The organism is Thermoplasmata archaeon (genome assembly GCA_035622275.1).
Lineage (GTDB): Archaea > Thermoplasmatota > Thermoplasmata > Lutacidiplasmatales > UBA184 > Lutacidiplasma.
In genome coordinates this window covers 13,409-34,991 of sequence record DASPVQ010000028.1, presented here as the reverse complement: position 1 = coordinate 34,991, position 21,583 = coordinate 13,409, and the positions used below count along the sequence as shown (strand labels likewise).

Sequence of the window (21,583 nt, the reverse complement as noted above, 5' to 3'; positions counted from 1 at the left end):
CCACCTTATCCTGAGGAGCGCCTCGGGGGCCGGATGGTCCGACGTGCCCCCGCCGCGACGGCGAAATCGATCTTCGACCCAGTCCACGGCCCGATCCCGCTCAGCGGGGTCGCGCTCGACCTGGTCGGCACTCCGGAATTCCAGCGCCTGTGGGGGATCCGGCAGACCGGCTTCGCCCATCTCGTCTTTCCCGGCGCCAACCACACGCGCCTCGAGCACTCGCTCGGCACGTTCTGGGTCGCCTCCCGGTTCGCCGAACGCCTCGGCCTCCCCGCCGAGGAGGCGCGGCTCCTGGCGATCGGCGGCCTGCTGCACGACCTCGGGCACGGCCCGTTCTCGCACACCCTGGACGGGCCCATGCAGGAAGCCCTCGGCTTCGGGCACGAGCGCCTCTCGCGCGCGCGCATCGAGGGGACGGGTGCCGACGGCGCGAGCTCGTCAGTCCCGGCCATCTTACGGCGCCACCGGATCGAGCCGGAGAGCGTGGCCGCGCTCGTAGATCCCACGGCGCCGGTCGCCCCCGAGATCGTCGGCCGGCTCCTGCACGGCGCGATCGACGCCGACCGCATCGACTACCTGCAGCGGGACGCGCACTACACCGGCGTCGCGCACGGGGCGATCGACGCGATCCGCCTCCTCGACACGATCCGGCTGATCGAGGGCCGGCTGGTCTTCGCCGAAAAGGGACGCAGCGCGGTCGAGGGGTTCCTCGTCGGTCGGGCCCTGATGTACTCGACGGTCTACTTCCACAAGACCGTGCGGGCGGCCGAGGTGATGGCCCAGGCTGCCGTCGAGCGACGGGCCGGCTATCCCGAGAGCGCCCGGGAGCTCTTTGGCTGGACCGACGGCGAGCTGCTCACGCGTCTCGCCGACGGCGGAGGCCCGAGCGGCGCGCTGATCCGCTCGGTCCTGGAGCGGCGTCTCCACAAGCGCGCGTTCGGGCTCCGCTCGATGACCCGCGCGGCCCGTCGGCGCTGGGAGCGGCTCGCGGAGCACCCGGCCGAGCGACGCGGGCTGGAGGACGAGCTCGCCGGGCGGCTGCGCGCTCCGGCCGGCGCGGTCGTGATCGACCTCGCGGGCCTCGGGGCGCGGGGCGACCCGGCGGACGACTGGAAGGACGTCGGGCTCGCCTCGGGCCGGATGATCACCTATCCGTTCCGCGCCGTGAGCCCCTGGCACGCGCTCGTGATGCGACCGCCGGCCGATTGGCCGGTCAGCGTCTACGTCGCTCCGCGCTTCCGCGCCGCGGCGAGCCGGTGGCTCGAGCGCGAGCCGCGGGCGATCCCGTAGGGCGCGGCGCGGCCGCCAGCGACTCGCGCGCCAGTACTCGAGCCCACTCCCGGGCGGAGACGGGCAGGACGGAGAGCCGACCCATGCGGAACAGGACGAAGCCGTCCAGGCCCGGCACGCGCCGCAGCTCGTCCAGAGGGATCGCGCGGGCGAGACGGCGCGTCGCGGCCAGTGTCACCGTCCAGGAGCCGCGGGCGTCCCGGGGGTCGGGTCGCGGGACGGACTCCACCCGAGCGAGCCCGACGGCCGCGCGCTCGCCACCGGAGTGGTACACGAGCACCGCGTCCCCCGGGGCCATCGAGCGCAAGTGGCGCAGCGCTAGAGCGTTGTGGACCCCGGTCCACTCCGTGCGTCCGTCGCGCTCGAGGTCGGCGAACGCGTAGTCCTCGGGGTCGGACTTCACGAGCCAGCGCGCCACGGCCCGGACCAGCGCCGCGCGGGCTTGAGGCTGGCGCCGCGCTAGCCGAGCACGATCCCCTGGGGCGTGATCCCGAACGGCCGACGCTCGGGGTCGTGCGCCGCGCCGCGCATCCGGACGATCTTGATCTGGCGGACCGAGCGGTCGCCGATCCACTTACGGGTCAGAAGGATCTCCCCGCGCGTCAGGATCTCCTCGGGCGTCAGCACGCCCGGATTGCTCGGCGTCGCGGTGATCAGCGCGGTCACGTTCTGCTCGGCGAGGAAGCGCAGCAGCGACTGGATCTCCGTGCGCTCGGCCTGCGGGTCCTGCGACGACTTCACGGCGAATCGGCGGATCGACGTGATCGAGTCGATCACCACGCGGCGGAACGGCACGTCGGCCATCTGCTGGCGCAGCTTGAGGTAGATCGACTGGATCGAGATCTCCTCGATCTCGCTCGTCTTCTTCTTCTCCTCGGTGAGGTCGCGCATCGTCTTCAGATCGGTCATCGTGCGGATCTCCTGGACCGCGGCGGTCTTGCGGATCCCTCGCGTGCCGGGGTTCGCATCGAGCGTCTTCACCGCCGAGAGGTCCCACCGGAACGACTGCACGTTCTCTGCGATCTCCGTCGGGGGTTCGTCGACCGCGACGAGGAGCACCTCCTCCTTCTGCCGAAGGCCCTCGAGGAGGAAGGTGAGGCTGAGGAGCGTCTTGCCGCTGCCCGTGCCGCCGGTCACGAGGTACGGGCGACCGGCGATCAGTCCACCGCCGAGCATCCGGTCGAGGCCCGGGATGCCGGTCGCGACGCGCTCCTGGACCAGGGCGGAGGACGCGACGGTCACTTTGCCTCGGGCGGCGCACTCTCCGACGGGGCCGGGGCGGGCGGCGGCTCGGGCGGGGTGCCCGAAGGACCGGGGGCCGGCGCGGGCTCGGCCGTCGCGGCCGTCGCCGACCTGCGTCGTCGCGCGGACCGCCTGCGGCCGGTCGCGGCATCCGTCACGCCGGCCTCTGCCTCGGCATCGCCCTCGCGGGCGGCGGGCCCGGTGCCCGCCGTCGCCGCCGCGTCCTCGGGAGGCGGCGGACCGGTGGCCGGCTCGTTGGAGCGCTTGCCCGCCTTCGCCGCCCGCTTGCGTTGTCGCCGCGGCGGGCCCGCCGGCTCGGAGGGCACCGGGGCCGGTGCCGTGGCGGGCGTCGGGGCCGCGGCGGCCTCGGAGCCTTGGATCGGAGCGGCTGCGGCCGCGCCGGTGGGGGCGCGAGCGGCCGGGAGCGGAGCCGCGGGCACTGGCGGGGGGGCGATGGGCAACGGCGGAGGGGGCGGGCTCGCCACCGGCGGTGCGGCCGGGGGCGGAGCCCTCGCCACGTAGGGCGGACTGGGTAGCGGCGGCGGTGGCTGGCGTGCGGCCGGCGGCGGAGGGCGCTCGGGAGCGGGAGGCGGTGGAGGCGGCGGCGGCGCGTGTCGCGCGGGGAGCATCGGTGGGGAGGGGGGAGCGGGAGGACGCTGGGGCGGAGCGGCCGCCGTCCGCGGTGCGGGCGGTGCGGGCGCGGGCGGTGGAGGGGACGGCGGCGTGACCACGGAAGCCGTCACCACGGGGGGTGGTGGCGTCGGGGCCGTGGGTGCGGGGTTCGCGAGAGGGATCGGCGACGGACTCGCGGGCGCCGCCGCCGCTTCCGCCCCAGCGCGAGCCGGGGCCGCGACCGAGGGAGTCGGGGCGGGCCTCGGGACGGGGGCCGCCGCCGGGCCCGGGGTCGGGGTCGGCGGGGCGACCGACGCCGGCGCGATGGGGTTGGGAGCCGGCGGCGCGGGGGGAGCGACGAGGGTGGCCGGCGGCGGGAGCGGTGCGCTCGGGCTGGGGACCTCTCGCGCCGGAACCCCCGGCACCGGCGCCACGGCCGGCGGAGACGGCGCCGGCGACACGCTGGCCGCGGGCGGACCGCGGGGGAGCGCGCCCAACACCCGGCGCAGCTGCGGCTCGAGCTCGGCGCTTGCCGGGAGCTCCGTCGGGGCGACCCCAGCCCGCACCGAGTCGCCGCGGGCGATGATCCGGCGCCGGGCGATCGAGCCGGGATCGGAACCCGTGCTCGGGGCGTCGACGCCGGGAGCACGGTAGCCGCCCGCGAGATCCATGCTGAGCGCCGAGGCGGCCGCGATGTGGCCCGAGGCGGCGACGCGGTCCCCGCGGTTCACGGCATCGAGCGCGGCCTCGATCTCCGTCCGGATGGCGCCGACGTCCGCGCCGACGGCCACGAGGTCCGCGACCTCGTCCGTGAGCGGGTCGAGCGGCGAGCCGACCGCGCCGGACGGCACGGTCACGGCGAGCTCGACCAGGGGCGTCGGTTCGATGATGCGCCGGGTATCGCGCGAGATCGTGACGCCGAGCTGCACGTCGATGCCCTGCGGTCCGATGCGGTAGGGATGCAGGCGCACGTCGTGCGAGCCGCCGCGCAGCTTCTCGACGCCGATCGCCCGAACGGTCTTGCCGTCGAGCTCCCAGCGAAAGAGGCGGATCTCGCCGCGCGCGAGCGCGCGCTCGGTCGTGTCGACGTCCTCGAGCGGGGACTCGACCGTGAGGAACGTCGTGACCCGGAGATCGGAGAGAAAGCGCAGGAACATCTGCGCGCCGGCGACCTCGTTGAATCCCTTCATGCAGAAGTACTGCAACGCGGTCAGCGAGTCGATGACGACGCGCGTGTAGCCCTTGCGCGCCACCTCACTGCGCAGCATCTGCTCGAGCGCGGTGATCGTCACCTCGACCCCGGTGAGCTCGGGAGTGCGCCGGATGACGAGCGGCACGTGCCCGAACGGCATCGCCTGTCGGACCGCCGAGATGTCCTTGAACGGAACGCGCTCGTAACGCATCACGTCGGGGATCGCGTCGAAGACGTCGACCCGGTCGAACTCGCTCGACAGCCCCCGGTGGTTCACGCGCATCTCGTTCGGGGGTTCCTCGAGCGTGACGAGCAGCACGCGCTCGCCGCGGCGCGCGCCCTCGCACAGGAACTCGATCGCGAGCGTCGACTTGCCGGTGCCGGCCGGTCCGACGAGCAGGTACGGGCGGCGCGGGATGACGCCGCCGCCGAGCATCGTGTCGAGGCCGGCGTTGCCGGTCGAGATCCGCGCGTCGGACTCCGGCCCAGGGCTGCGACGTCCGGATGCCGTGATCGCCTCCGGGCCCCCACGGGGAGCCGGCCGGTCCGAATGGCCCGTGCGGGCTCAAGTAGTTTCGTAGGGCGCCTCGGGCCGTCGCGGGCGCCGCCCGCAAGGGATATCTTCCGCAGGGCGCCCGGCCCGACGATGCGGAACCGTGCGCTCGAGCCGAGCGGTCCGGCGAAGATGCGCGCGCTCGCCGCGGCACTTCCGAGCGGGCTGCGCGACGGCTTCCGATCCGGGGTCGCTATCGCTCCGGGGGCCAGCGCGCGGACCACGACCGTCTTCTGCGTCGGGATGGGCGGCTCGGGCATCGCCTCGGAGCTCGCGCGGGGCCTCGTCGCGGCCGAGACCGCGCTCTCGCTGGAGGTCGTCCGCTCGCCCGACCTGCCGCGCGCCGTCGGCCGCCACAGCCTCGTCGTGCTGGTCAGCTACTCCGGCACCACCTGGGAGACCCTGCGCGCCTACGACGCGGCCGGGCGGGCCGGGGCCCGCCGGGTCGTGGTCACGAGCGGTGGCACGCTCGCCGAGCGCGCCGAGCGCGACGGCGTGCCCTTCCTGCCGCTACCGCCCGGGATCCCGCCCCGCACGGCCGTGGGGACCATGTTCGGCGGCCTGCTCGGGCTGATCGACCCGCTGTTCCCCGAATCGAACGAGCGCCGGCTCGAGAACGCCGCGAGCCGCGTCGAAGCCGCCGTGCCCGAGTTCGGCCGGGCCCGCGGTCTTCCCGCCCGCCTCGCACGGCGGCTGGGCGACCGCCTGCCGATCGTCTACGCGGAGAGCGCGTTCGCCGGCCTCGCCCGTCGCTGGGCGACGCAGATCGAGGAGAACGCGAAGTGTCTCGCCTTCTTCGACGAGGTGCCCGAGCTGTTCCACAACGCGCTCGTGGGCTGGGACGCGGTCCGACCGACCGAGGCGCGTCGCTGCGCCGTCGTCCTGATCGAGTGGTCCGAGGAGAGCGCCCCGACGCGCAAGAGCTTCGACTACCTCGACCGCCTGCTCGCGCGCCGCGGCGTGCGGGTCTTGCGCGTGCCGCTCGAATCCGAGGACCGGCTCGAGGCGTTGCTGGTGGGGCTCGCCCTCGGGGACCATCTCAGCCTGTTCCTCGCGGAGGCACGCCACGTCGACCCGTACCCCGTCGAGGCGATCACACGCCTCAAGGCCGCGCTCGCCGACCCGGCACGGCGCTGAGGGTTTCCGCCCTGCGGATTCCGACAAAAGCGCTTAAGCCCGCCGCCGCTCCCTTCGGCACGGGTGCTGAGGTAGCCTAGCTCGGCCAAGGCGCCAGATTCGAGATCTGGTGGTGCGTATGCATCGCGGGAGTTCAAAAGACGCCCGGACCCGGCTCCGGACGTCGGGACGTCTCCCCCTCAGCGCCTCCCCCGCTCGCGTCACCGTCCACCTCGAGCTCGCGCGGGCCGGGCGCGTCGAGCGGCGTCGTCTGGTCGTGCCCGCGGGCACGCTCGTGCGCAGCGTGCTCCGCGCGACCGGCCTGGCGCCCGAGGGGAGCGCGGTGCTCGACGGCGAGACGCCGATCCCGCTGGACACCGCGATCGAGCGGGACGTCCGGCTCACGGTCGTGCCCACGTTCAGCGGGGGCTGACCGCGCCACTCTCCGCCGCCGTCTCCTCGCCGGGCAAGAGGTTAAGGTCGGGAGCTTCGTCTATAGTCCTTACTAGAGGGGCACCGAGACACCGTGGCGTCGAACTGTCCGATCTGCGACCAGCCGATCCCGCCCACGGTCGCCCACTGCTCGGTCTGCGGGTTCCCCACCGCGCTCGCGATCGAGGCGCTCCGAACGATCGGCCCGAACGGGGCCACGGCCTCGGAGATGGAAGCCGCGACCGCGACGATCCCGGCGCCGGTGACCTCGACGGCCGGTCCGCCGTCTCCCGAGGCCGAGCTGTGCGCCGCGATCAGCCGCGACCTCCGCGGCAAGCTCGACAGCGTCCGCCAGCTCGGCCGCGGCGCACCGGACGTCACGAGCGACATGTGCCAGGCCGCGCTGATCGAGGCGGAGGGCCGCGCCAGCGAGGCGCTCGAGGTCCTGCGACGGGCCCAGCGGAGCCTCGACCGCCAGACCGAGGAGTTCCTGTCGAAGCGGCTGCAGCAGCTGCAGGCGCGGGCGACCGCCCTGGGGGCGAGCGGCGTCAAGTTCGCCCTCGGCGACGACCTCGGACGGCTCGAGTCGGCGATCCGCGGCGAAGAGCGCGAGCAGGTCGGGCCGCTGCTGCTGGAGACCGAGCAGCGGATCGGCCAGTTCGAGTCCGACTGGCGCGGCCTCCAGGGGCTGCTGCGCCAGATCGACGCGCTCCGCAAGGAGGCCAAGGAGCTCGGCGTGCCGCTCGGGGAGATCGAGGGCGAGGTCTCCGCGATGCGGGACCAGCTGGATGGCAGCGGGCTCACCGAGGAGCGCCTGGACGCGGTCGTGCAGGCGGCTGCCCAGGTGCTGATGCTCTTGCACGAGGCCATCCCGAGCGCGCTCGATCAGGAGCTCGGGCGTCAGGAGGCGGCCCTCGACCGGTACCCCGAGGACCACCCGCCGGCCGCGCTCGCTCGGCGATTGCATGCCGAGGCAACCCGCCACTTGAAGAAGGGCCGACTGGTCGACGCGACCCACGCCGTTCGCGAGCTCCGGCTCGAGATCGACCGGCTCGAGCAGTCGCGCGAGGCGCAGCAGATCGCCGTCGCGCCGCCGCCCGCGCCCGAAGCGCCCCCCGCCCGGGAGTCCGAGGGCGAGGCGCTCGCCCGGCTGCTCGGGAAGGCCCGCGCCCTCGCCGGCCGCGTGCGGACCCTGCCGCCGGACAGCGAGGTGGCGCGGGATGCCGCGGTCCAGATCCGCGAGGTCACCGACCTGCTGCGTCGGCGCGAGGTCGAACGCGCGGACGCGACGCTCGCCCGGCTGATGCGCATGCTGGCGGCCGCGCCGGAGGGCGCGTAGGCGATGCCGAAGTCCGATGCCGCGGCGATCGTCGCGCTGCGCGCCCGCCTCGATCGGCTCACCGCGCAGGGCCACGAGCTCGAGCTCGAGGGGCTGCCGTTTCCCACGATGCAGATCCGCGACGCCTTCGACCGCGCGCTCGGTGCTGGGGACGCGGCCGCGGCCGAGCGCGTGGTCAAGGGCGGCGAGAGCCTGCTCACGAAGGTCGCGCAGGACTGGACCTGGGTCCGCGAGCTCCTCCGCCGCGCGGACGAGCTCCGCGCGATCGCCTCGACGCTCGGCGTCGACCTGCAGCATCTGGACACCCGCGTCGGCAACCCCCGGACGCGCCTGCAGAGCGAGCCGCTGAGCTCCGGCTCGATGCAGAAGGCCGCGGCGAGCGCCTCGCTCGCGCTCGCGGTCCTCAACGACGCGATCCCGAAGTTCTGCGTGCAGGAAGCACAGAACCTCGGCGAGTCGATCCGGCGGGCCCGGAACCGCGGCGAGGAGGTCGCGGATGCCGGGCGCGCCTTTGGCCTCCTGTTGCAGGCGGTCCAGGACCAGAACCTCGCCCTCACGGCCCAGCGCCTGGTGGAGGCACGCCGCTCCGTGTCGCGCATCCCGCGCGCGCCCGCGGTGCCCGTCCCGGGCCCGCACGAGGAGGAGGAGATCCTGCGCGAGGCCCGCAACCTCGCCCGTCGGCTCCAGCGCATCAAGGGGCGCGCCCGCGACGCGCAGAGCGCGGCGCGCCTGATGAGCCAGGTCCGCGCGGCGCTCAGCGACGATCGCCGGATCGACGACCGGCGCTACGGCACGCCCGAGGAGGAGATCGAGGCGCTCTACCTCGAGGTCGACCGGATCTCGCGGGAGCGCAAGCTCGCCGCCGAGCCGGTCTCGGGCGTCGCGCCGGGCGACCTTGATTCCCTCGGCGAGCGACCAGAGACGAGCCGGCGGCCGGCCGAACCCGCCGGGGACACCTCGGACGCCCACGCACCCGAGGAGGGCGAGGAGCCCGAGGAGAAGCTCGCGTTCCTGCCGTATAACCCGTACGTGCCGCCCGAGATACCGCCGGCAGGAGAGACCCCCGAGGCGGCCGCCGCCCGGGCCCGCAGCCGGGCCTCCCGGCCTCGACCGTAACGCTTTAATACCTATCGCAAGTCGTTTATACCACTTGCCGCGAGCAGCCCCCCGCCCGGTTCCGTGCGAGGTCGGCATCGTGCGCGCGGTCACGCCCTCGGGGAATCTCACCGTCCGCTCCGCGACCGCGGAGGCGCCGGCCGAGGGGACGCGCGTGACCGACCGCCGCCGCGTCGTCCACGGCACCGTGCTGCGGGTATTCGGGCCGGTCGCGCGACCGTACCTATCGGTGCGGCTCGCGCGTCCGCCGACCCCGGCGGAGGGGTTCGCGCTCATCGGCACGATCCTCGAGACGGAGTGAGGGAGGCGGGCGTGCCGGACGACGGGGAGAACGGGGGCGTCGAGAAGGCGGCACCGCGTGCCGAGGACCTCGCGGTCGCCACCCGGTGCACGAGCTGCGGATCGAACCACCTGACCCGCGACTACGAGCGCGGCGAGCTCGTCTGCGACGAGTGCGGGCTCGTGCTCGAGGAGTCGATGATCGACCAGGGCCCGGATTGGCGCGCGTTCGACGCCGAGCAGGGCGAGAAGCGGGCGCGGACCGGGGCGCCGACGACGCTGACGATCCACGACAAGGGCCTGTCGACCGAGATCGGCTGGAAGAACCGGGACCCCTACGGCAAGTCGATCCCGACGCGCAACCGCGCGCAGCTCTACCGCCTGCGCAAGTGGCAGCGCCGCATCCGCGTCTCCAACGCCACGGAGCGCAACCTCGCCTTCGCCCTCGCGGAGCTCGACCGGATCGCCTCGGGCATGGCGCTCCCGCGCAACGTACGGGAGACGGCGGCGATGATCTACCGCAAGGCGGTCAACCGCAATCTCATCCGGGGCCGGTCGATCGAGGGCGTGGTCGCCGCGTCGCTCTACGGCAGCTGCCGACAGTGCAACGTGCCTCGGACCCTCGACGAGATCGCCTCCAAGTCCCGGATCGGGCGCAAGGAGATCGGCCGCACGTACCGGTTCATGACCCGTGAGCTCCACCTCAAGCTGATGCCGACCCGGCCGCAGGACTACATCCAGCGCTTCTGTTCCGAGCTCAAGCTCAAGGGCGAGATCCAGACCCGCGCGAACGAGATCCTCAAGGACGCCACCGAGCGCGAGCTCACGAGCGGCCGGGGGCCGACCGGGGTCGCCGCGGCCGCGATCTACATCGCGAGCGTGCAGTGCGGCGAGCGCCGGACCCAGCGCGAGGTCGCGGAGGTCGCCGGCGTGACCGAGGTCACGATCCGCAACCGCTACAAGGAGCTCACCGAGAAGCTCAACCTGCGCGTCATGCTCTAGGTCGGCGGCGCGGGAGCTTATCTTGGGGGCCCGCGTGGCGGGCCCGGGAGCCGTGTCCGAGGAGCTCGTCGACGTCGCGCTCGGCGCGGCCGAGACGGCCGGCGTCGACTACGCCGACGTCCGGCTGGTCGCCCCGTACCGGTACCTGAACATCGCCGTCCGCGACGGGGTCGCGGACGCGCTGACGTCGAGCACCTCCGCGGGCCTCGGGGTGCGCGTGCGCACCGCGCGCGCCTGGGGGTTCGCCGGTACGAGCGACCTCACGACGGCCGGGGTCCGGGCGGCGGCGCGCCAGGCGGTGCGCCTCGCGCGCGCGGCGAGCCGCTCGACGCGCCAACCGCTGAGCGTCACCGACGACAACGGACCGATCAACGGCCGCTACTCCTCGCCCGTCCGCGAGGACCCGTTCGAGGTCGGCCACGAGGAGATCGTCGCGCTGCTCACGGAGAGCGAGCGCCTCCTGCACGTCGGACCGTCCGTGAAGAGCGGGGCGGCCTCGTTCGACGCGTGGGAGGAGGTCAAGTGGTTCCGGTCCACGGACGGCGCGGCGTACCGCTCGCGGATCGTCCACGTCGGCGCCGGCATCGCGGCGACCGCGATCCGCGCGGGCATGGTCCAGCGGCGCTCCTGGCCCGCTTCCTTCGGCGGCGACTACGCGCAGGCCGGCTTCGAGTTCATCCGGGGGCTCGACCTCGTGTCCCACGCGGAGGCGGTCGGACGCGAGGCACTGGCCCTCCTCGACGCGCCGGCCTGTCCCACCGGGACGACCACGGTGGTGCTCGAGTCGTCGCAGCTCGCGCTCCAGGTCCACGAGAGCGTGGGCCATGCGGTCGAGCTCGACCGGATCTACGGCAACGAGGCCGGCTACGCGGGGACGAGCTGGGTCGCCGCCGACCGGATCGGATCGCTGCCCTACGGGAGCCCGCTCATGAACGTGGTCGCGGACGCGACGGAGCCCGGCGGCCTCGGCACGTTCGGCTGGGACGACGAGGCGGTGGCCGCCCAGCGCGTGCCGATCGTCGAGCGCGGCACGCTGGTCGGGGTCCTCTCCTCTCGGGAGTCGGCGGCCCAGCTCGGGCTCGCCCACTCCGGCGGGACCGCCCGGGCCGACGGACCGGACCGTGCGCCCCTGATCCGCATGACGAACGTCGACCTCCGGCCCGGCACAATGTCGCTCGACGAGCTGCTGAGCGGCGTCGACGAGGGCGTCTACCTTGCGACGAACCGCTCCTGGTCGATCGACGATAAGCGCCTCAACTTCCAGTTCGGCACCGAGCTCGGCCGCCGCATCGTCCGCGGCGAGCTCGGCGAGATCGTGCGCAACCCGATCTACGCCGGGATGACGCCGGAGTTCTGGGCGAAGATGGACGCCGTCGCGGACGCGTCGACCTGGCACCTGTGGGGCCTGCCCAACTGCGGCAAGGGCCAGCCCTCGCAGGTCGCCCGGGTCAGCCACGGCGCCCCGGTCGCGCGCTTCCGCCACGTGCCGGTCCGCGGAGGCTAGCGGTGCCGACGCGTCGGACCTCGGTCGGCGACCGCGTCGCGGCCGCCCTCGCCGCCCTGCCGGACGGCGTCGAGAGCGACGCGCGGATCGTCCGCTCGGCGTGGACCACGATCCGCTTCGCGAACTCCCGGATCACCCAGCCGCACCACGAGCGCACCACGCACGTCTCGGTCCGGATCGCCGAGGACCGGCGCCTGGGCACCGCCACGACCAGCGACGTCTCCGACGACGGCATCGCGGCGGTCGTGCGCGCGGCCCGCTCGCTCGCCCGCGTCGCCCCCCTCGAGCCGAAGTTCCCGGGGTTCCCCGGAGAGGGCGCGCCCCGTCCGACCGCCACGGCCTACTCCGCTGTGACGGCGGACCGTGATCCGGCCGGGGTCACCCGGCTCGCCGAGGCGATCCTGCAGAGCGCGCTCGCCCACGCGCCCGCCGCGCGCGTCGCCGGCGCGGTCCACGTCGGGGGCCACGAGCGGCGCGTGGTCAACACCCGCGGGCTCGACCGAACGGCCCGGAGCTCCGGCGCCCAGGCGAGCGTGCTCGTCGACCGACCGGACCGGGACCCGCCGGTGTCGGGCTGGTCCGACGGCGCCCACTGGGACGCCGCGCGCCTCGCGCCCGAGGCGCTGGGCCGCGAGGCCGCGGAGCGGGTGGCGACGTCCGAACCCGCCGCGGCGGCGCCGGGCGCCTACCGGGTCGTGCTCGGCACGACCGCGGTGCACGAGCTCCTGCTGTTCCTCGCGCTGATGGGCTACGGAGGCGTGGGCGAGGAACGCGGCTGGAGCTGCCTGCACGGCAAGCGCGGCCGGCGCATCGCCCCCCCGTCGGTCGACCTGATCGACGACCCCCGCTCCCGCGACACGCTGCCCGTGGGGATCGACTTCGAGGGCGTGGCGGCGCGGCCGCTCCCGCTGATCCGCCGGGGCGTGGCCGGCCCGGCGGCGATGGACACGATCGTGGGCGGGCGCCTCGGGCGCGCGTCGACCGGGCACGCGGCCCCCCCGGAGGAGCCGCACGGCGATTGGGGGCCGATCCCGACGCACCCGTTGCTCGCGCCGGGCGATGCGAGCGAGGCGGAGCTCGTGGCCGGGGCGCGCCGCGGCCTGTGGGTGACGCGATTCCACTACGTGCGGATCGTCGACCCCGGGCGGGGCATCATCACCGGCATGACGCGGGACGGCACGTACCGGATCGAGCGAGGGGAGATCGCCGGGCCGGTCCGGAACCTCCGCTTCACCGACAGCGTCCTGCGCACCCTGCGCGGGATCGAGCTCGTCGGCCGCACGCGCCGCATCCACGCCTACGAGCGGGGCGAGCCGGCGATCACTTGCCCGGCGCTGCTGACCCGGTCGTTCCGCTTCACGTCGACGACGCTCTTCTAGCTCGGGGCGAGGGCGATGGGCTCCCCCCTTGAGGTCGCGGTCCTCGTCTCGGGCGAGGGGACGACGCTCGACGGGCTCGCGACGCGCCTAGAGCGCTCGCGCGGGCCGTTCGGGATCGCGCTGGTCGTGGCCGACCGGCCGGGGATCCGCGCCCTCGAGGTCGCGGCGCGCCACGGCCTCCCCCACGTGATGCTGGGGCGACCGGGGGCGGACGCCGCCGGCTGGTCGGCGCGCCTGTCCGCGGCGCTGGAGGCGCACGGGATCGACCTCGTCGTCCTCGCCGGGTTCCTCTCGATACTCCCGCCGCCGTTCCTCGAGCGGTGGGCCGGCCGCGCGGTCAACCTCCACCCGTCGCTCCTTCCGCGCTACGGCGGCCGGGGGATGCACGGGCGCCGGGTCCACGAGGCGGTCCTGCAGGCAGGGGAGGCCGAGACCGGCGTGACCGTCCACCTCGTCACGGGCGCGGTCGACGCGGGTCCTCCGATCGCCCAGGCGCGGCTCGCGGTGCGCCCGGACGATACGCCCGAGTCGCTGCGCGAGCGCCTGCGGCCCGTGGAGGTCGACCTGCTCTACCGCACGCTGGAGCGCTTCGCCCGCGGCGAGCTCGCGCTGCCGTACTCTCCGGAGCGGGCGGCCGGCACCGCGCCGCGCTGAGGCGCTCGCCGCCCGACCCCGACGCGCACGCCGAGCTCGACGAGCGGCGTTCCGTGCGCGGGCAGCGCGAACGCGAGCATGTGACGCGTGGTCCGCGGGGGGAACAGCTCGCCGGAGAACGCCCGGCGAAGGACCTCCGCCTTCGAGACCGGCGGGCCCGGGGACCAGCGATCGAGCGCGACCGCGTCGCTCCCGTAGTCGATCCGCCAGGCCGGCACCCGATCGGCGCCGAGCCGCGCGAGCGCGGCGGCGCGGTGGTGGCCGTTCAGGATCACGTTCGAGCCCGCGGCGACCCAGATCGGCTCCTCGAAAACGCCCGAGCGACGGAGCGCCTCCGCGAGCGCGCGGACCTTCGCGGGCTCGGTCGATTCGTGGGCGCGCAGCGCGGCGATCGGCACGATCGCGAAGCTGGGGCGCTCGCTCACGGGGGCCCCCACGGCCGTGACTCGGCGATCGCGCGGCGGACGTAGACCGGGATCATCCGGCGGCGATAGTCCGGCAGGAGGAACGTGTTGTGGACCGGCCGCAGGCGGCGCCCGATCTCCTCGGCCAGCGTCGCGATCCGGCCCGCGTCGAGCGGGGCGCCCACGAGCGGGTCCGTGAGCTCGTCGAAGCGCCGGGGGAACGGCTCGACACCGCCCACCGCGACCCGGAGCTCGTCGACTCGGGCGTCGTCCCAGCGTCCGGCGACCGCGACCCCGAGCTCGGGGAAGTCGTACGACGGCCGCACGCGCAGCTTCTTGTAGCGCCCGCGACGGCCGGCGGCATCCGCCGGCAGATCGACCGCGACCAGGACCTCGCCCGGTCGCAGGGTCGTGCGACGGATCCCGTCACCTTCGGCATCGTAGAGCGCGCCGAGCGGGATCGTCCTCCGCCCGTCGGGACCGGCGAGCTCGACCGACGCGTCGAGCGCGAGGAGCGCCGGCGCGAGGTCGCCGCTGTGGGTCGCGTAGCAGCGCTCCTTCTGCGGGACGACGTGGCAGCGGTCCCCGTCGGCCTTCAGGCAGAAGCCGAGGCTCGCCCGCCAGAAGTAGCTCTGGTTGAAGAAGAAGCACCGGGTCTCGACCAACAAGTTCCCCCCGAGGGTCCCGCTGGCGCGCACGAGCGGCGTCGCGACCTCGCCGAGCGCGTCGGCGAGGACCGGGTACGCCGCGCGCAGCGCCGGGTCCGCCTCGAGGTCCGCGAGGCGTTCCATCGCGCCGAGCCGACGCTCGGAGCGTCCGTAGAGCTCGGGGATCCGGTCGAGCGCGATGAGGTGATCGCGCAGGTTGATGTGCATCTTGTAGTTCGGCAGCAGGTCGGTGCCGCCGGCGAGGTAGTCGAAGCGGCCGGCGAGGGACCGGGCGAGGCCGACGGTCGCCTCGAGCGAGGTCGGGCGATGGAGCTCGAACGGATCGAGGTGCATACCCCTACGACCCCTTCCAGGGCCGACCCTCCTGACGCCGCAGGTCGAGCCCGCGGAGCACGCGGTCCGGCGTGATCGGCAGCTCGGTGAACCGCACGCCGATGGCGTCGTAGAGCGCGTTCGCGACCGCCGGCAGCGTCGCGATCAGCGGCCCCTCGCCGGCCTCCTTGGCGCCGAACGGACCCTCCGGGTCGTCCTCGCCGACGAGCAGGATCTCGATCTCGGGCATCTGCTGCGGCATCGGGATCTTGTACTCCAGCAGCGACGGGTTGAACAGACGGGCCCCGCGGTAGTTCATCGACTCGCCCATGACCTGGCCGAGCCCCATGTGGATCGAGCCCTCGATCTGGCCCTCGACCGCGAGGCGGTTGAGCGGACGGCCGCAGTCGAACGCCGCCCAGATCTTCTCCGCCCGGTACTCCCCGGTCTCCGGGTCGACGTCGACCTGCGCGACGTAGGCCGCGAACGAGTACGCCGGCGCGGTCCCGGCCCGGGCCCCCTTGAACGTCCCGCCCTTGGGCGGGGTGTCGTAGGCGCCGCTCGCGGTGAGCGCGCCGACCTTCTCCATCGCCCGGTGCAGCGTGTCGAGGAACGGCACGCCGACCTCGGGCTGGGCGGCGACGAAGAAGCGCTCGTGCCCCACGCGCAGCTCGGCCGCGGGCCGACCGAGGAGCTCGGCGGCCGCGGCGAGCAGGCGGTCCCGTAGCTCCTCCGCGGCCCGCCGCGCCGCGTTGCCCATCATGAACGTGACCCGGCTGGAGTAGGATCCGATGTCGATCGGGCTGACGTCCGAGTCGACCCGCTGGACGTGCACCCGCTCGAGCTCGACCCCGAGGACCTCCGCGACGATCGCCGCGAGCAGCGTGTTGGATCCCTGGCCGATGTCGGCCTGCATCGAGTGGACGGCGATCCCCCCGTCCATGTCGACCTTCAGGTGGACCGTCGACTGCGGCATCTTCGGCGTGAAGTGGATCGGGCTGTTCGAACCCGAGATGTAGAATCCGCAGCCGAGGCCGACCCCGCGGCCGAACGGCAGCCGGCGGAACTTGTCGTCCCAGCCGCTGCGGGCCCGGGCGGAGGCGAGGCACTGGAGGAAGGAGGTCGAGGTGATGCGGAACTCGTTGATCGTCGTCGAGTTCGGGGGCAGGGCGTTGCGCGCGCGCAGGTCGAACGGATCGATGCCGGTCGACTCGGCGAGACGGTCGAGCGCGACCTCGATCGCGTATCGGATGTTCGTGCCCCCGTGCGCTCGCATCGCCCCGGACGGCGGGCGGTTGGTGTAGACCCGACGGCCCTTGTAGCGGAACGCGGGGACCCGGTACGGTCCCATCGCGAGGACGCCGTTGTAGTAGGTCGTCACGGTGCCGAAGGAGCTCCAGGCGCCCCCGTCGATCAGCGCCTCGATGTCGTAGGCCGCGATGCGACCGTCCGCATCGAGGGCGATCCGGACATCGTTCTGCGTGGGGTGGCGGCCGTGGTTCGTGTAGAAGACGTCCTCTCGATCGAACAGCACCTTCACCGGGCGGCCGGTCTCGATCGACAGCGCCGCCGCGACGATCTCGTGCGGGAGGGGATCGGACTTGCCCCCGAAGCCCCCGCCGACCTCGGGTTTGATCACCCGGATGCGGTGGAGCGGGATCCCGAGCACCTCCGAGAGCGCGCGGTGCAGGTAGTGCGGCACCTGGGTCGCGCTCCAGACCGTGAGCCGGCCGTCCGGCGTCGCCTCGGCGATCGTCGCCATCGGCTCGGTGAACGCGTGCGTGACGCCCGCGAACGTCGCCCGGACGCGAACGGAGTGCGCCGCGCGCGCGAACGCGCCGTCGACGTCCCCGAACTCCTGCACGACCTCCTTCTGGATGTTCGAGCCGTTCAGCCCGCGGGCATGGATCGGCTCGGCGACCCGCTGCGTCCCCATCCTCGGATCGGAGTACTCGGGCAGGGGGTCGATCTCGACCCGGATCCGGGACAGCGCGGCCTCGGCGGTCAGCTCGTCCGCGGCCGCCACGGCCGCGATGATGTCGCCGTTGTAGCGGGCCTTCCCGACCGCGATCGCGGTCTCGTCGTGCGTGATCGGAAGGACGCCGAAGGGCGTCGGGTACCGCTCGCCGGTCAGCACCGCGAAGACGCCCGGCATCCGCCGGGCCTCCTCCACGTCGATCCGCCGGAGCCGGGCGTGGGGCCACGGGCTCCGCAGCAGGCGCCCGACGAGCATGCCGGGTCGCTTGATGTCGTCCGTGTACTCGGCGCGGCCGGTGACCTTCAACGGGCCCTCGACGTACGGGATCCGACCGCCGAGCAGCCGGTACGGTCCCGCGCCCGCCTCGGCCATCAGGCCCCCCCCCGCCCGGCGGACTCGATCGCCTCGATGATCTTCGTGTAGCCCGTGCAGCGGCACAGGTTCCCCGAGATGGCACGCACGACCTCGGCGCGCGTGGGATGCGGGTGCTCGCGCAGGAGCGCGGTCGCGGTCACCACGAAGCCCGGCGTGCAGAACCCGCACTGGGTCGCGCCCGCGCGCACGAACGCCGCCTGGACCGCCGAGAGCCCCTGCGGGGGCGTGAGGCCCTCGATCGTCGTGACCTCCCGGCCCTCGACGAGGCGGGCGAGCGTGAGACAGCTCAGGGTCGGGCGGCCGTCGAGCAGCACCGTGCAGCACCCGCAGGTGCCGAGATCGCAGCCACGCTTGGTGCCGGTGAGCGCGAGGTCCTCCCGCAGCAGGTCGAGGAGGATCCGCGGGGCCGGGCTCGGCGCCTCCACCGGGTGGCCGTTGAGTCGGAACCTAAGGGGCTCGGCGGCCGGCATCTTCCTCCGCGGGGCGGATACGACGGGCTCGGCCGGCGTCCGGGCGATCGCTCGGATGGGCCGCCTCGACGAGTTCGGCGACGACGCTGACCGCGATCTCGGCGGGCGACTCGGCGCCGATCTCGAGACCGATCGGGGAGCGGATCCGCGCGAGCGCCTCGCGCGAGCGGCCCTCGGCGCGCAGCGACGCGAACATGTGCTCGCGCTTCGCGGCGCTCGCGATCAGCCCGATCGCGTTCGGGAAGCGATCGAGCGACGTCCGGAGCACCTCGAGGTCCTTCGCCGCGTCGTACCCCAACAGGTAGAGGTGGGTGAACGCGGCGGGGTCGAAGACATCCCAGACGCGGTCCGGCGCCACCACCTCCCGCCGCTCGGCCGTGGGGAACCGGTCGACGCCGACCCAGTCCGGCCGGTCGTCCGCCACGCTGTAGTCGTACTCGAGCGTCGGCAGGATCTGGGCGAGCGCGTGGGCGACGTGGCCGCCGCCCCACAGCAACAGGTTCGGCCGGGCCGGCACGTACTCGACCGCGATCTCGACCGTCCCTCCGCACAGGCTGGGGAGCCCGCCCGCCTTCCACGCCTGCAGGTCGAAGGAGTGGAGGTCGCCGGCGCGCCGCGCCAGCGCGCGCGCGGCCAGCGCCTTCACCTCCTCCTCGAGGGCGGCGCCGCCGACGGTCCCGAGCGTCGTGCCGTCCGCGCGCACCAGCATCGAGGCGCCGAGCTTGCCCGGGACCGAGCCCGTCGTGCGCACCACGGTCGCCCGTACGAACGGCTGGTGGAGCTCCATCAGCCGCAGCGCCTCGCGCACCTGGCGTCGGTCCATCAGTCGTCCCCTCGCTGGAGCCACGCGTCGTGGGCGGCCGCGTACTCCTCGGGCGTGTCGATGTTCGCGACGACGCCCGGATCGTCCACCGGCACACGCCGGATCTGCGGGCCCAGCTCGGGCAGCAGCGCGCGGATCGGCGCGTCGGGTCGCAGCTCGAGGACCTCGCCGCGCACCGCCTCCTTCCACAGCACCGGATGCCCACCGCGACCCTGAAAGGTCGGGATGAACCAGAGCGCGAGCGCGTCGGAGTCGCGGGCCGCCGCCAGCCGGTCGAGCGTACGCGCGGAGACGAACGGATGATCGACGGGCCACAGCAGCACGTCGCGCGGCTCGGGGATCGCGCGCAGGCCGGACTGCACCGATGCCGTCCGGCCCTCGTACCACTGCTCGGAGTCGACGAGCTCCACGGGCAGGTCCCGCAGCTCGTGGGCGATCGGCGCGCGGTGCGGACCCACGACCACCACGATCGGATCGAAACCCTCGGCGACGCTCATCTGCACCATCCGTCGGATGATCGAGCGCTCGCCCGCCCCCGCGAGCGCCTTCGGCGTGCCCCCGAAGCGGCTCGAGGCCCCTCCGCTGAGCAGGAGGGCCGAGGTGCTCACGACCATGCGGACTCCGGTCGGCGCATTCCCGAGGACCCGGACGCCGCGGGATGTAGTTAAGGCCCCGCCCGGAGTCCGCTCGCCTCAGTGGGCGTCGCGGACCCGGCGACTGGGCCGCTCGGGCGCCGTCCGCCGCCCGGTCGAGACCGCGCGATTCCGTTCCCTTAAATAGGCGAGCCGGGTGGGCGCGCCGCCCGATGACCCACCCGAACGACGTGCCGCCGGCGCTGCTGCTGCCCCGCCTCGCCACCGAGCTGCGGAGCCGGCACGCGGTCGAACCTCCTGTCTGGGCGACGTTCGTCAAGACGGGGGTCCACAAGCAGCAGGCGCCCACCCAGACCGATTGGTGGTACCTGCGCAGCGCGTCCGTCCTCCGCAAGATCTACCTGCGCGGCGCGGTGGGGCTCGAGCGCCTCAGCGGCGAGTACGGCGGCAAGCGCGACCGGGGGAGCGCGCCGTACCACGCCCGTCGCGGCTCGCGCTCGGTCCTGCGGGAGATCGTCCAACAGCTGGAGAAGTCCGGCCTGGTGCAGCGCTACAAGACCCGGGGTCGCCGGGTCACCGCGGACGGCGCCCGCCTCCTCGACTCGCTGTCCCGTGAGGTCCTCACCTCGCTCACCGCGCAGCGACCCGAACTTGCCAAGTACCTCTGAGACCCGTACCGTCCGAGGAGAGAGATCGATGGCCCAGGGGGACGATGCCGAGCTCGCGGAGCTGCGACGACGTCGCCTGCGTCAGCTCCAGGACGCGCAGCTCGCCCCGGGCCCGAGCGCGCAGCAGTACGCCGCCCAGGAGGCCGAGATGCAGCGCCGGGAGGCCGAACGCGCGGAGATCCTGCGCCGGATCCTCACCCCGGAGGCGCGGGAGCGCCTCGGGCGGATCCGTCTCGCCAAGCCCGACGTCGCGAGTTCCGTGGAGCAGCAGCTGATCTCCCTGGCGGCCAGCGGTCGCCTGCAGCGCCAGGTCGACGACGCGACCCTGCGCGCGCTGCTCGAGCGGATGATGCCGGATCGTCGCGAGATCACGATCACCCGGCGCTAGGGGGAACCGAGGTTGGCGAACCGACGCAAGAGCCTCGCGCGCAAGACGCGCCTGCTGCGCGCGGTCAAGGGCAACCGGCGGGTCCCGGCCTGGGTGATGCAGCGGACGAACCGGCGGGTCACCCGTCACCCCAAGCGTCACACCTGGAAGCGGGGCCACCTGCACAAGTAGGCGGGAGGGTCGACGGGGACGATGGCGCCGAAGCGAGGCAGCGCGACCCCCCGGCGGGGCGAGGAGCTCGAGCGGGAGTACGTGATCCCGCTGCGCGCGAGCCGCCACCAACCGAGCCGCCGGCGCCGGGCGGGTCACGCGCTCGAGACCATCCGACGCTTCGTCGTTCGGCACATGAAGGGTCGCGTCGAGGACGTCTGGATCGACCCGCGGCTCAACGAGCACATCTGGGAGCGCGGGATTCAGCACATCCCCAGCCGCGTCCGGGTCAAGGCGATCCGGTTCGAGGACGGTCTGATCGAGGTCGACCTCCTCACTGCCGATTAGGCGATCTCGGCCGGGGGCCCCTCGTTTGCCGGTCGGTCGGACGCTCTTCGGGGGCAGTCCCTATCTCGGAGTCTACCTGCGGGCCGGCGAGACGACCGCGCTCGTTCCGCCGAGCGCCCACGCCCCGATCGAGCGCGAGGTCGAGCGGGTGCTCGGGGTCCGGGTGGTCCGCACGAACGTCGCGGACAGCGAGGTGGTCGGCGCGCTCGTCGCCCTCAACTCCCACGGCGTCGTCGTCGGCGACGAGCTCGACCCGGGCGAGCGACGGGCGCTCGAGGCGTTCGGCCCGGTGGCCGTGGTCCGCCAGCGCCTGAACGCGATGGGCAACAACGTGCTCACCAACGACGCGGGCGCGCTCGTCCACCCGGAGCTGTCGAACGAGGCGGTGGCGGAAATCGCGCGCGCCCTCGCGGTGCCCGTGCGGCGGGGCACGCTCGCTGGCCTCGGCACCGTCGGCATGGCCGGGCTCGCGACCAACCGCGGCGCGATCGTCCATCCGAAGACCACCGATCGGGAGGTGGCGGTCGCCCGGGAGGTCCTCGGGGTCCCGGTCCACCGATCGACCGCGAACTTCGGCGTGCCGATCGTCGGCGCGTGCGTCGTCGCCAACTCCCGGGGGCTCCTGATCGGCCGACCGACGACCGCGGTCGAGGTCGCCCACCTGCAGGAAGGGCTGCAGGTCTTCGAGTAGCGGGC

General features: G+C 74.0%; 24 protein-coding genes and 1 tRNA gene. 16 read left to right on the top strand and 9 right to left on the bottom strand.

All coding sequences use genetic code 11. The annotated features are described in order from the left end of the window. The first annotated feature begins 33 nt into the window (after positions 1-33). Positions 34-1,290 (top strand): HD domain-containing protein, encoded by a 1,257-nt coding sequence (locus tag VEL82_08455; protein HXW67886.1) that lies wholly within the window; start codon positions 34-36, stop codon positions 1,288-1,290. Here the strand turns inward: VEL82_08455 and VEL82_08450 are convergent. From VEL82_08450 to VEL82_08440, 3 genes are read right to left on the bottom strand one after another with little or no spacing between them, the layout of a single operon-like run. After that, positions 1,214-1,708: an EVE domain-containing protein gene (locus tag VEL82_08450; protein ID HXW67885.1), complete on the bottom strand. Its 495-nt coding sequence runs from the start codon at positions 1,706-1,708 to the stop codon at positions 1,214-1,216. The two genes, VEL82_08455 and VEL82_08450, sit on opposite strands and share 77 nt — an antisense overlap. A gap of 41 nt (positions 1,709-1,749) precedes the next feature. Continuing rightward, complete coding sequence (locus VEL82_08445) at positions 1,750-2,532, bottom strand: ATPase domain-containing protein (GenBank protein ID HXW67884.1); 783 nt, start codon at positions 2,530-2,532, stop codon at positions 1,750-1,752. Continuing rightward, positions 2,529-4,802, bottom strand: coding sequence for an ATPase domain-containing protein (locus VEL82_08440; GenBank protein ID HXW67883.1), 2,274 nt, complete (start codon positions 4,800-4,802; stop codon positions 2,529-2,531). The genes VEL82_08445 and VEL82_08440 overlap by 4 nt, the downstream gene beginning before the upstream one ends. Before the next feature lie 180 nt (positions 4,803-4,982). Here VEL82_08440 and VEL82_08435 point away from each other — a divergent pair, with 180 nt between their 5' ends. The 10 genes from VEL82_08435 (at position 4,983) to VEL82_08390 (ending at position 13,710) form a co-directional block, all read left to right on the top strand. Beyond that, positions 4,983-6,026 carry an SIS domain-containing protein gene (locus tag VEL82_08435; protein HXW67882.1) on the top strand — a complete coding sequence of 348 codons (1,044 nt, stop codon included), beginning with the start codon at positions 4,983-4,985 and terminating at the stop codon, positions 6,024-6,026. 65 nt (positions 6,027-6,091) lie between these two features. Continuing rightward, positions 6,092-6,211, top strand: a tRNA-Ser gene (locus tag VEL82_08430). Positions 6,212-6,282: 71 nt separating this feature from the next. Continuing rightward, complete coding sequence (locus VEL82_08425) at positions 6,283-6,438, top strand: hypothetical protein (protein HXW67881.1); 156 nt, start codon at positions 6,283-6,285, stop codon at positions 6,436-6,438. A gap of 93 nt (positions 6,439-6,531) precedes the next feature. After that, on the top strand, positions 6,532-7,776 hold the full coding sequence (locus VEL82_08420; protein HXW67880.1) for a hypothetical protein: 1,245 nt from the start codon (positions 6,532-6,534) through the stop codon (positions 7,774-7,776). Between the two features lie 3 nt (positions 7,777-7,779). Then, positions 7,780-8,892 (top strand): hypothetical protein, encoded by a 1,113-nt coding sequence (locus VEL82_08415; protein HXW67879.1) that lies wholly within the window; start codon positions 7,780-7,782, stop codon positions 8,890-8,892. A gap of 34 nt (positions 8,893-8,926) precedes the next feature. Continuing rightward, positions 8,927-9,193: an H/ACA RNA-protein complex component Gar1 gene (locus tag VEL82_08410; protein ID HXW67878.1), complete on the top strand. Its 267-nt coding sequence runs from the start codon at positions 8,927-8,929 to the stop codon at positions 9,191-9,193. 11 nt (positions 9,194-9,204) lie between these two features. After that, entirely contained in the window at positions 9,205-10,173 is a 969-nt protein-coding gene (locus VEL82_08405) for a transcription initiation factor IIB (GenBank protein ID HXW67877.1), read from the top strand. A 52-nt stretch (positions 10,174-10,225) separates the two neighbouring features. After that, positions 10,226-11,677, top strand: coding sequence for a TldD/PmbA family protein (locus tag VEL82_08400; GenBank protein HXW67876.1), 1,452 nt, complete (start codon positions 10,226-10,228; stop codon positions 11,675-11,677). Between the two features lie 2 nt (positions 11,678-11,679). Then, positions 11,680-13,056 carry a TldD/PmbA family protein gene (locus VEL82_08395; protein ID HXW67875.1) on the top strand — a complete coding sequence of 459 codons (1,377 nt, stop codon included), beginning with the start codon at positions 11,680-11,682 and terminating at the stop codon, positions 13,054-13,056. A gap of 15 nt (positions 13,057-13,071) precedes the next feature. Beyond that, complete coding sequence (locus VEL82_08390) at positions 13,072-13,710, top strand: phosphoribosylglycinamide formyltransferase (protein ID HXW67874.1); 639 nt, start codon at positions 13,072-13,074, stop codon at positions 13,708-13,710. On the opposite strand, the gene VEL82_08385 is transcribed toward VEL82_08390, so the two are convergent. From VEL82_08385 to VEL82_08360, 6 genes are read right to left on the bottom strand one after another with little or no spacing between them, the layout of a single operon-like run. Then, positions 13,626-14,135, bottom strand: coding sequence for a ParB N-terminal domain-containing protein (locus tag VEL82_08385; GenBank protein ID HXW67873.1), 510 nt, complete (start codon positions 14,133-14,135; stop codon positions 13,626-13,628). The two genes, VEL82_08390 and VEL82_08385, sit on opposite strands and share 85 nt — an antisense overlap. After that, positions 14,132-15,115 carry an FAD binding domain-containing protein gene (locus VEL82_08380; GenBank protein HXW67872.1) on the bottom strand — a complete coding sequence of 328 codons (984 nt, stop codon included), beginning with the start codon at positions 15,113-15,115 and terminating at the stop codon, positions 14,132-14,134. Before VEL82_08380 ends, VEL82_08385 begins: the two co-directional genes overlap by 4 nt. 4 nt (positions 15,116-15,119) lie before the next feature. Then, a complete protein-coding gene (locus VEL82_08375; GenBank protein ID HXW67871.1) occupies positions 15,120-17,444 on the bottom strand; it encodes a xanthine dehydrogenase family protein molybdopterin-binding subunit in 2,325 nt (774 codons plus the stop codon). Continuing rightward, a complete protein-coding gene (locus VEL82_08370; GenBank protein HXW67870.1) occupies positions 17,444-17,917 on the bottom strand; it encodes a (2Fe-2S)-binding protein in 474 nt (157 codons plus the stop codon). The genes VEL82_08375 and VEL82_08370 overlap by 1 nt, the downstream gene beginning before the upstream one ends. Beyond that, the gene (locus VEL82_08365; protein ID HXW67869.1) at positions 17,895-18,740 is read right to left on the bottom strand and encodes an XdhC/CoxI family protein; all 846 of its coding nucleotides are present in this window, start codon (positions 18,738-18,740) and stop codon (positions 17,895-17,897) included. Before VEL82_08365 ends, VEL82_08370 begins: the two co-directional genes overlap by 23 nt. Next, entirely contained in the window at positions 18,740-19,354 is a 615-nt protein-coding gene (locus tag VEL82_08360) for a nucleotidyltransferase family protein (GenBank protein HXW67868.1), read from the bottom strand. The genes VEL82_08365 and VEL82_08360 overlap by 1 nt, the downstream gene beginning before the upstream one ends. 191 nt (positions 19,355-19,545) lie before the next feature. Between VEL82_08360 and VEL82_08355 the strand changes: the two genes are divergently transcribed. Genes VEL82_08355 through VEL82_08335 form a run of 5 tightly spaced genes read left to right on the top strand, consistent with a single transcriptional unit; the run spans position 19,546 to position 21,578 of the window. Beyond that, a complete protein-coding gene (locus VEL82_08355; GenBank protein HXW67867.1) occupies positions 19,546-20,001 on the top strand; it encodes a 30S ribosomal protein S19e in 456 nt (151 codons plus the stop codon). A gap of 28 nt (positions 20,002-20,029) precedes the next feature. Further along, positions 20,030-20,389, top strand: coding sequence for a DNA-binding protein (locus tag VEL82_08350; GenBank protein HXW67866.1), 360 nt, complete (start codon positions 20,030-20,032; stop codon positions 20,387-20,389). Positions 20,390-20,401: 12 nt separating this feature from the next. Beyond that, a complete protein-coding gene (locus VEL82_08345; GenBank protein HXW67865.1) occupies positions 20,402-20,560 on the top strand; it encodes a 50S ribosomal protein L39e in 159 nt (52 codons plus the stop codon). 21 nt (positions 20,561-20,581) lie between these two features. After that, positions 20,582-20,887: a 50S ribosomal protein L31e gene (locus VEL82_08340; GenBank protein ID HXW67864.1), complete on the top strand. Its 306-nt coding sequence runs from the start codon at positions 20,582-20,584 to the stop codon at positions 20,885-20,887. Positions 20,888-20,912: 25 nt separating this feature from the next. Beyond that, complete coding sequence (locus tag VEL82_08335; protein ID HXW67863.1) at positions 20,913-21,578, top strand: translation initiation factor IF-6; 666 nt, start codon at positions 20,913-20,915, stop codon at positions 21,576-21,578. Positions 21,579-21,583 lie beyond the last annotated feature (5 nt).

Coding starts and splice junctions, on each gene's coding strand:
- VEL82_08375 (HXW67871.1), bottom strand. CDS start 17,444: ATGGCCGAGGCGGGCGCGGGACCGTACCGGCTGCTCGGCGGTCGGATC.
- VEL82_08350 (HXW67866.1), top strand. CDS start 20,030: ATGGCCCAGGGGGACGATGCCGAGCTCGCGGAGCTGCGACGACGTCGC.
- VEL82_08455 (HXW67886.1), top strand. CDS start 34: ATGGTCCGACGTGCCCCCGCCGCGACGGCGAAATCGATCTTCGACCCA.
- VEL82_08360 (HXW67868.1), bottom strand. CDS start 19,354: ATGGTCGTGAGCACCTCGGCCCTCCTGCTCAGCGGAGGGGCCTCGAGC.
- VEL82_08340 (HXW67864.1), top strand. CDS start 20,582: ATGGCGCCGAAGCGAGGCAGCGCGACCCCCCGGCGGGGCGAGGAGCTC.
- VEL82_08370 (HXW67870.1), bottom strand. CDS start 17,917: ATGCCGGCCGCCGAGCCCCTTAGGTTCCGACTCAACGGCCACCCGGTG.
- VEL82_08415 (HXW67879.1), top strand. CDS start 7,780: ATGCCGAAGTCCGATGCCGCGGCGATCGTCGCGCTGCGCGCCCGCCTC.
- VEL82_08380 (HXW67872.1), bottom strand. CDS start 15,115: ATGCACCTCGATCCGTTCGAGCTCCATCGCCCGACCTCGCTCGAGGCG.
- VEL82_08390 (HXW67874.1), top strand. CDS start 13,072: ATGGGCTCCCCCCTTGAGGTCGCGGTCCTCGTCTCGGGCGAGGGGACG.
- VEL82_08355 (HXW67867.1), top strand. CDS start 19,546: ATGACCCACCCGAACGACGTGCCGCCGGCGCTGCTGCTGCCCCGCCTC.
- VEL82_08435 (HXW67882.1), top strand. CDS start 4,983: ATGCGGAACCGTGCGCTCGAGCCGAGCGGTCCGGCGAAGATGCGCGCG.
- VEL82_08365 (HXW67869.1), bottom strand. CDS start 18,740: ATGGACCGACGCCAGGTGCGCGAGGCGCTGCGGCTGATGGAGCTCCAC.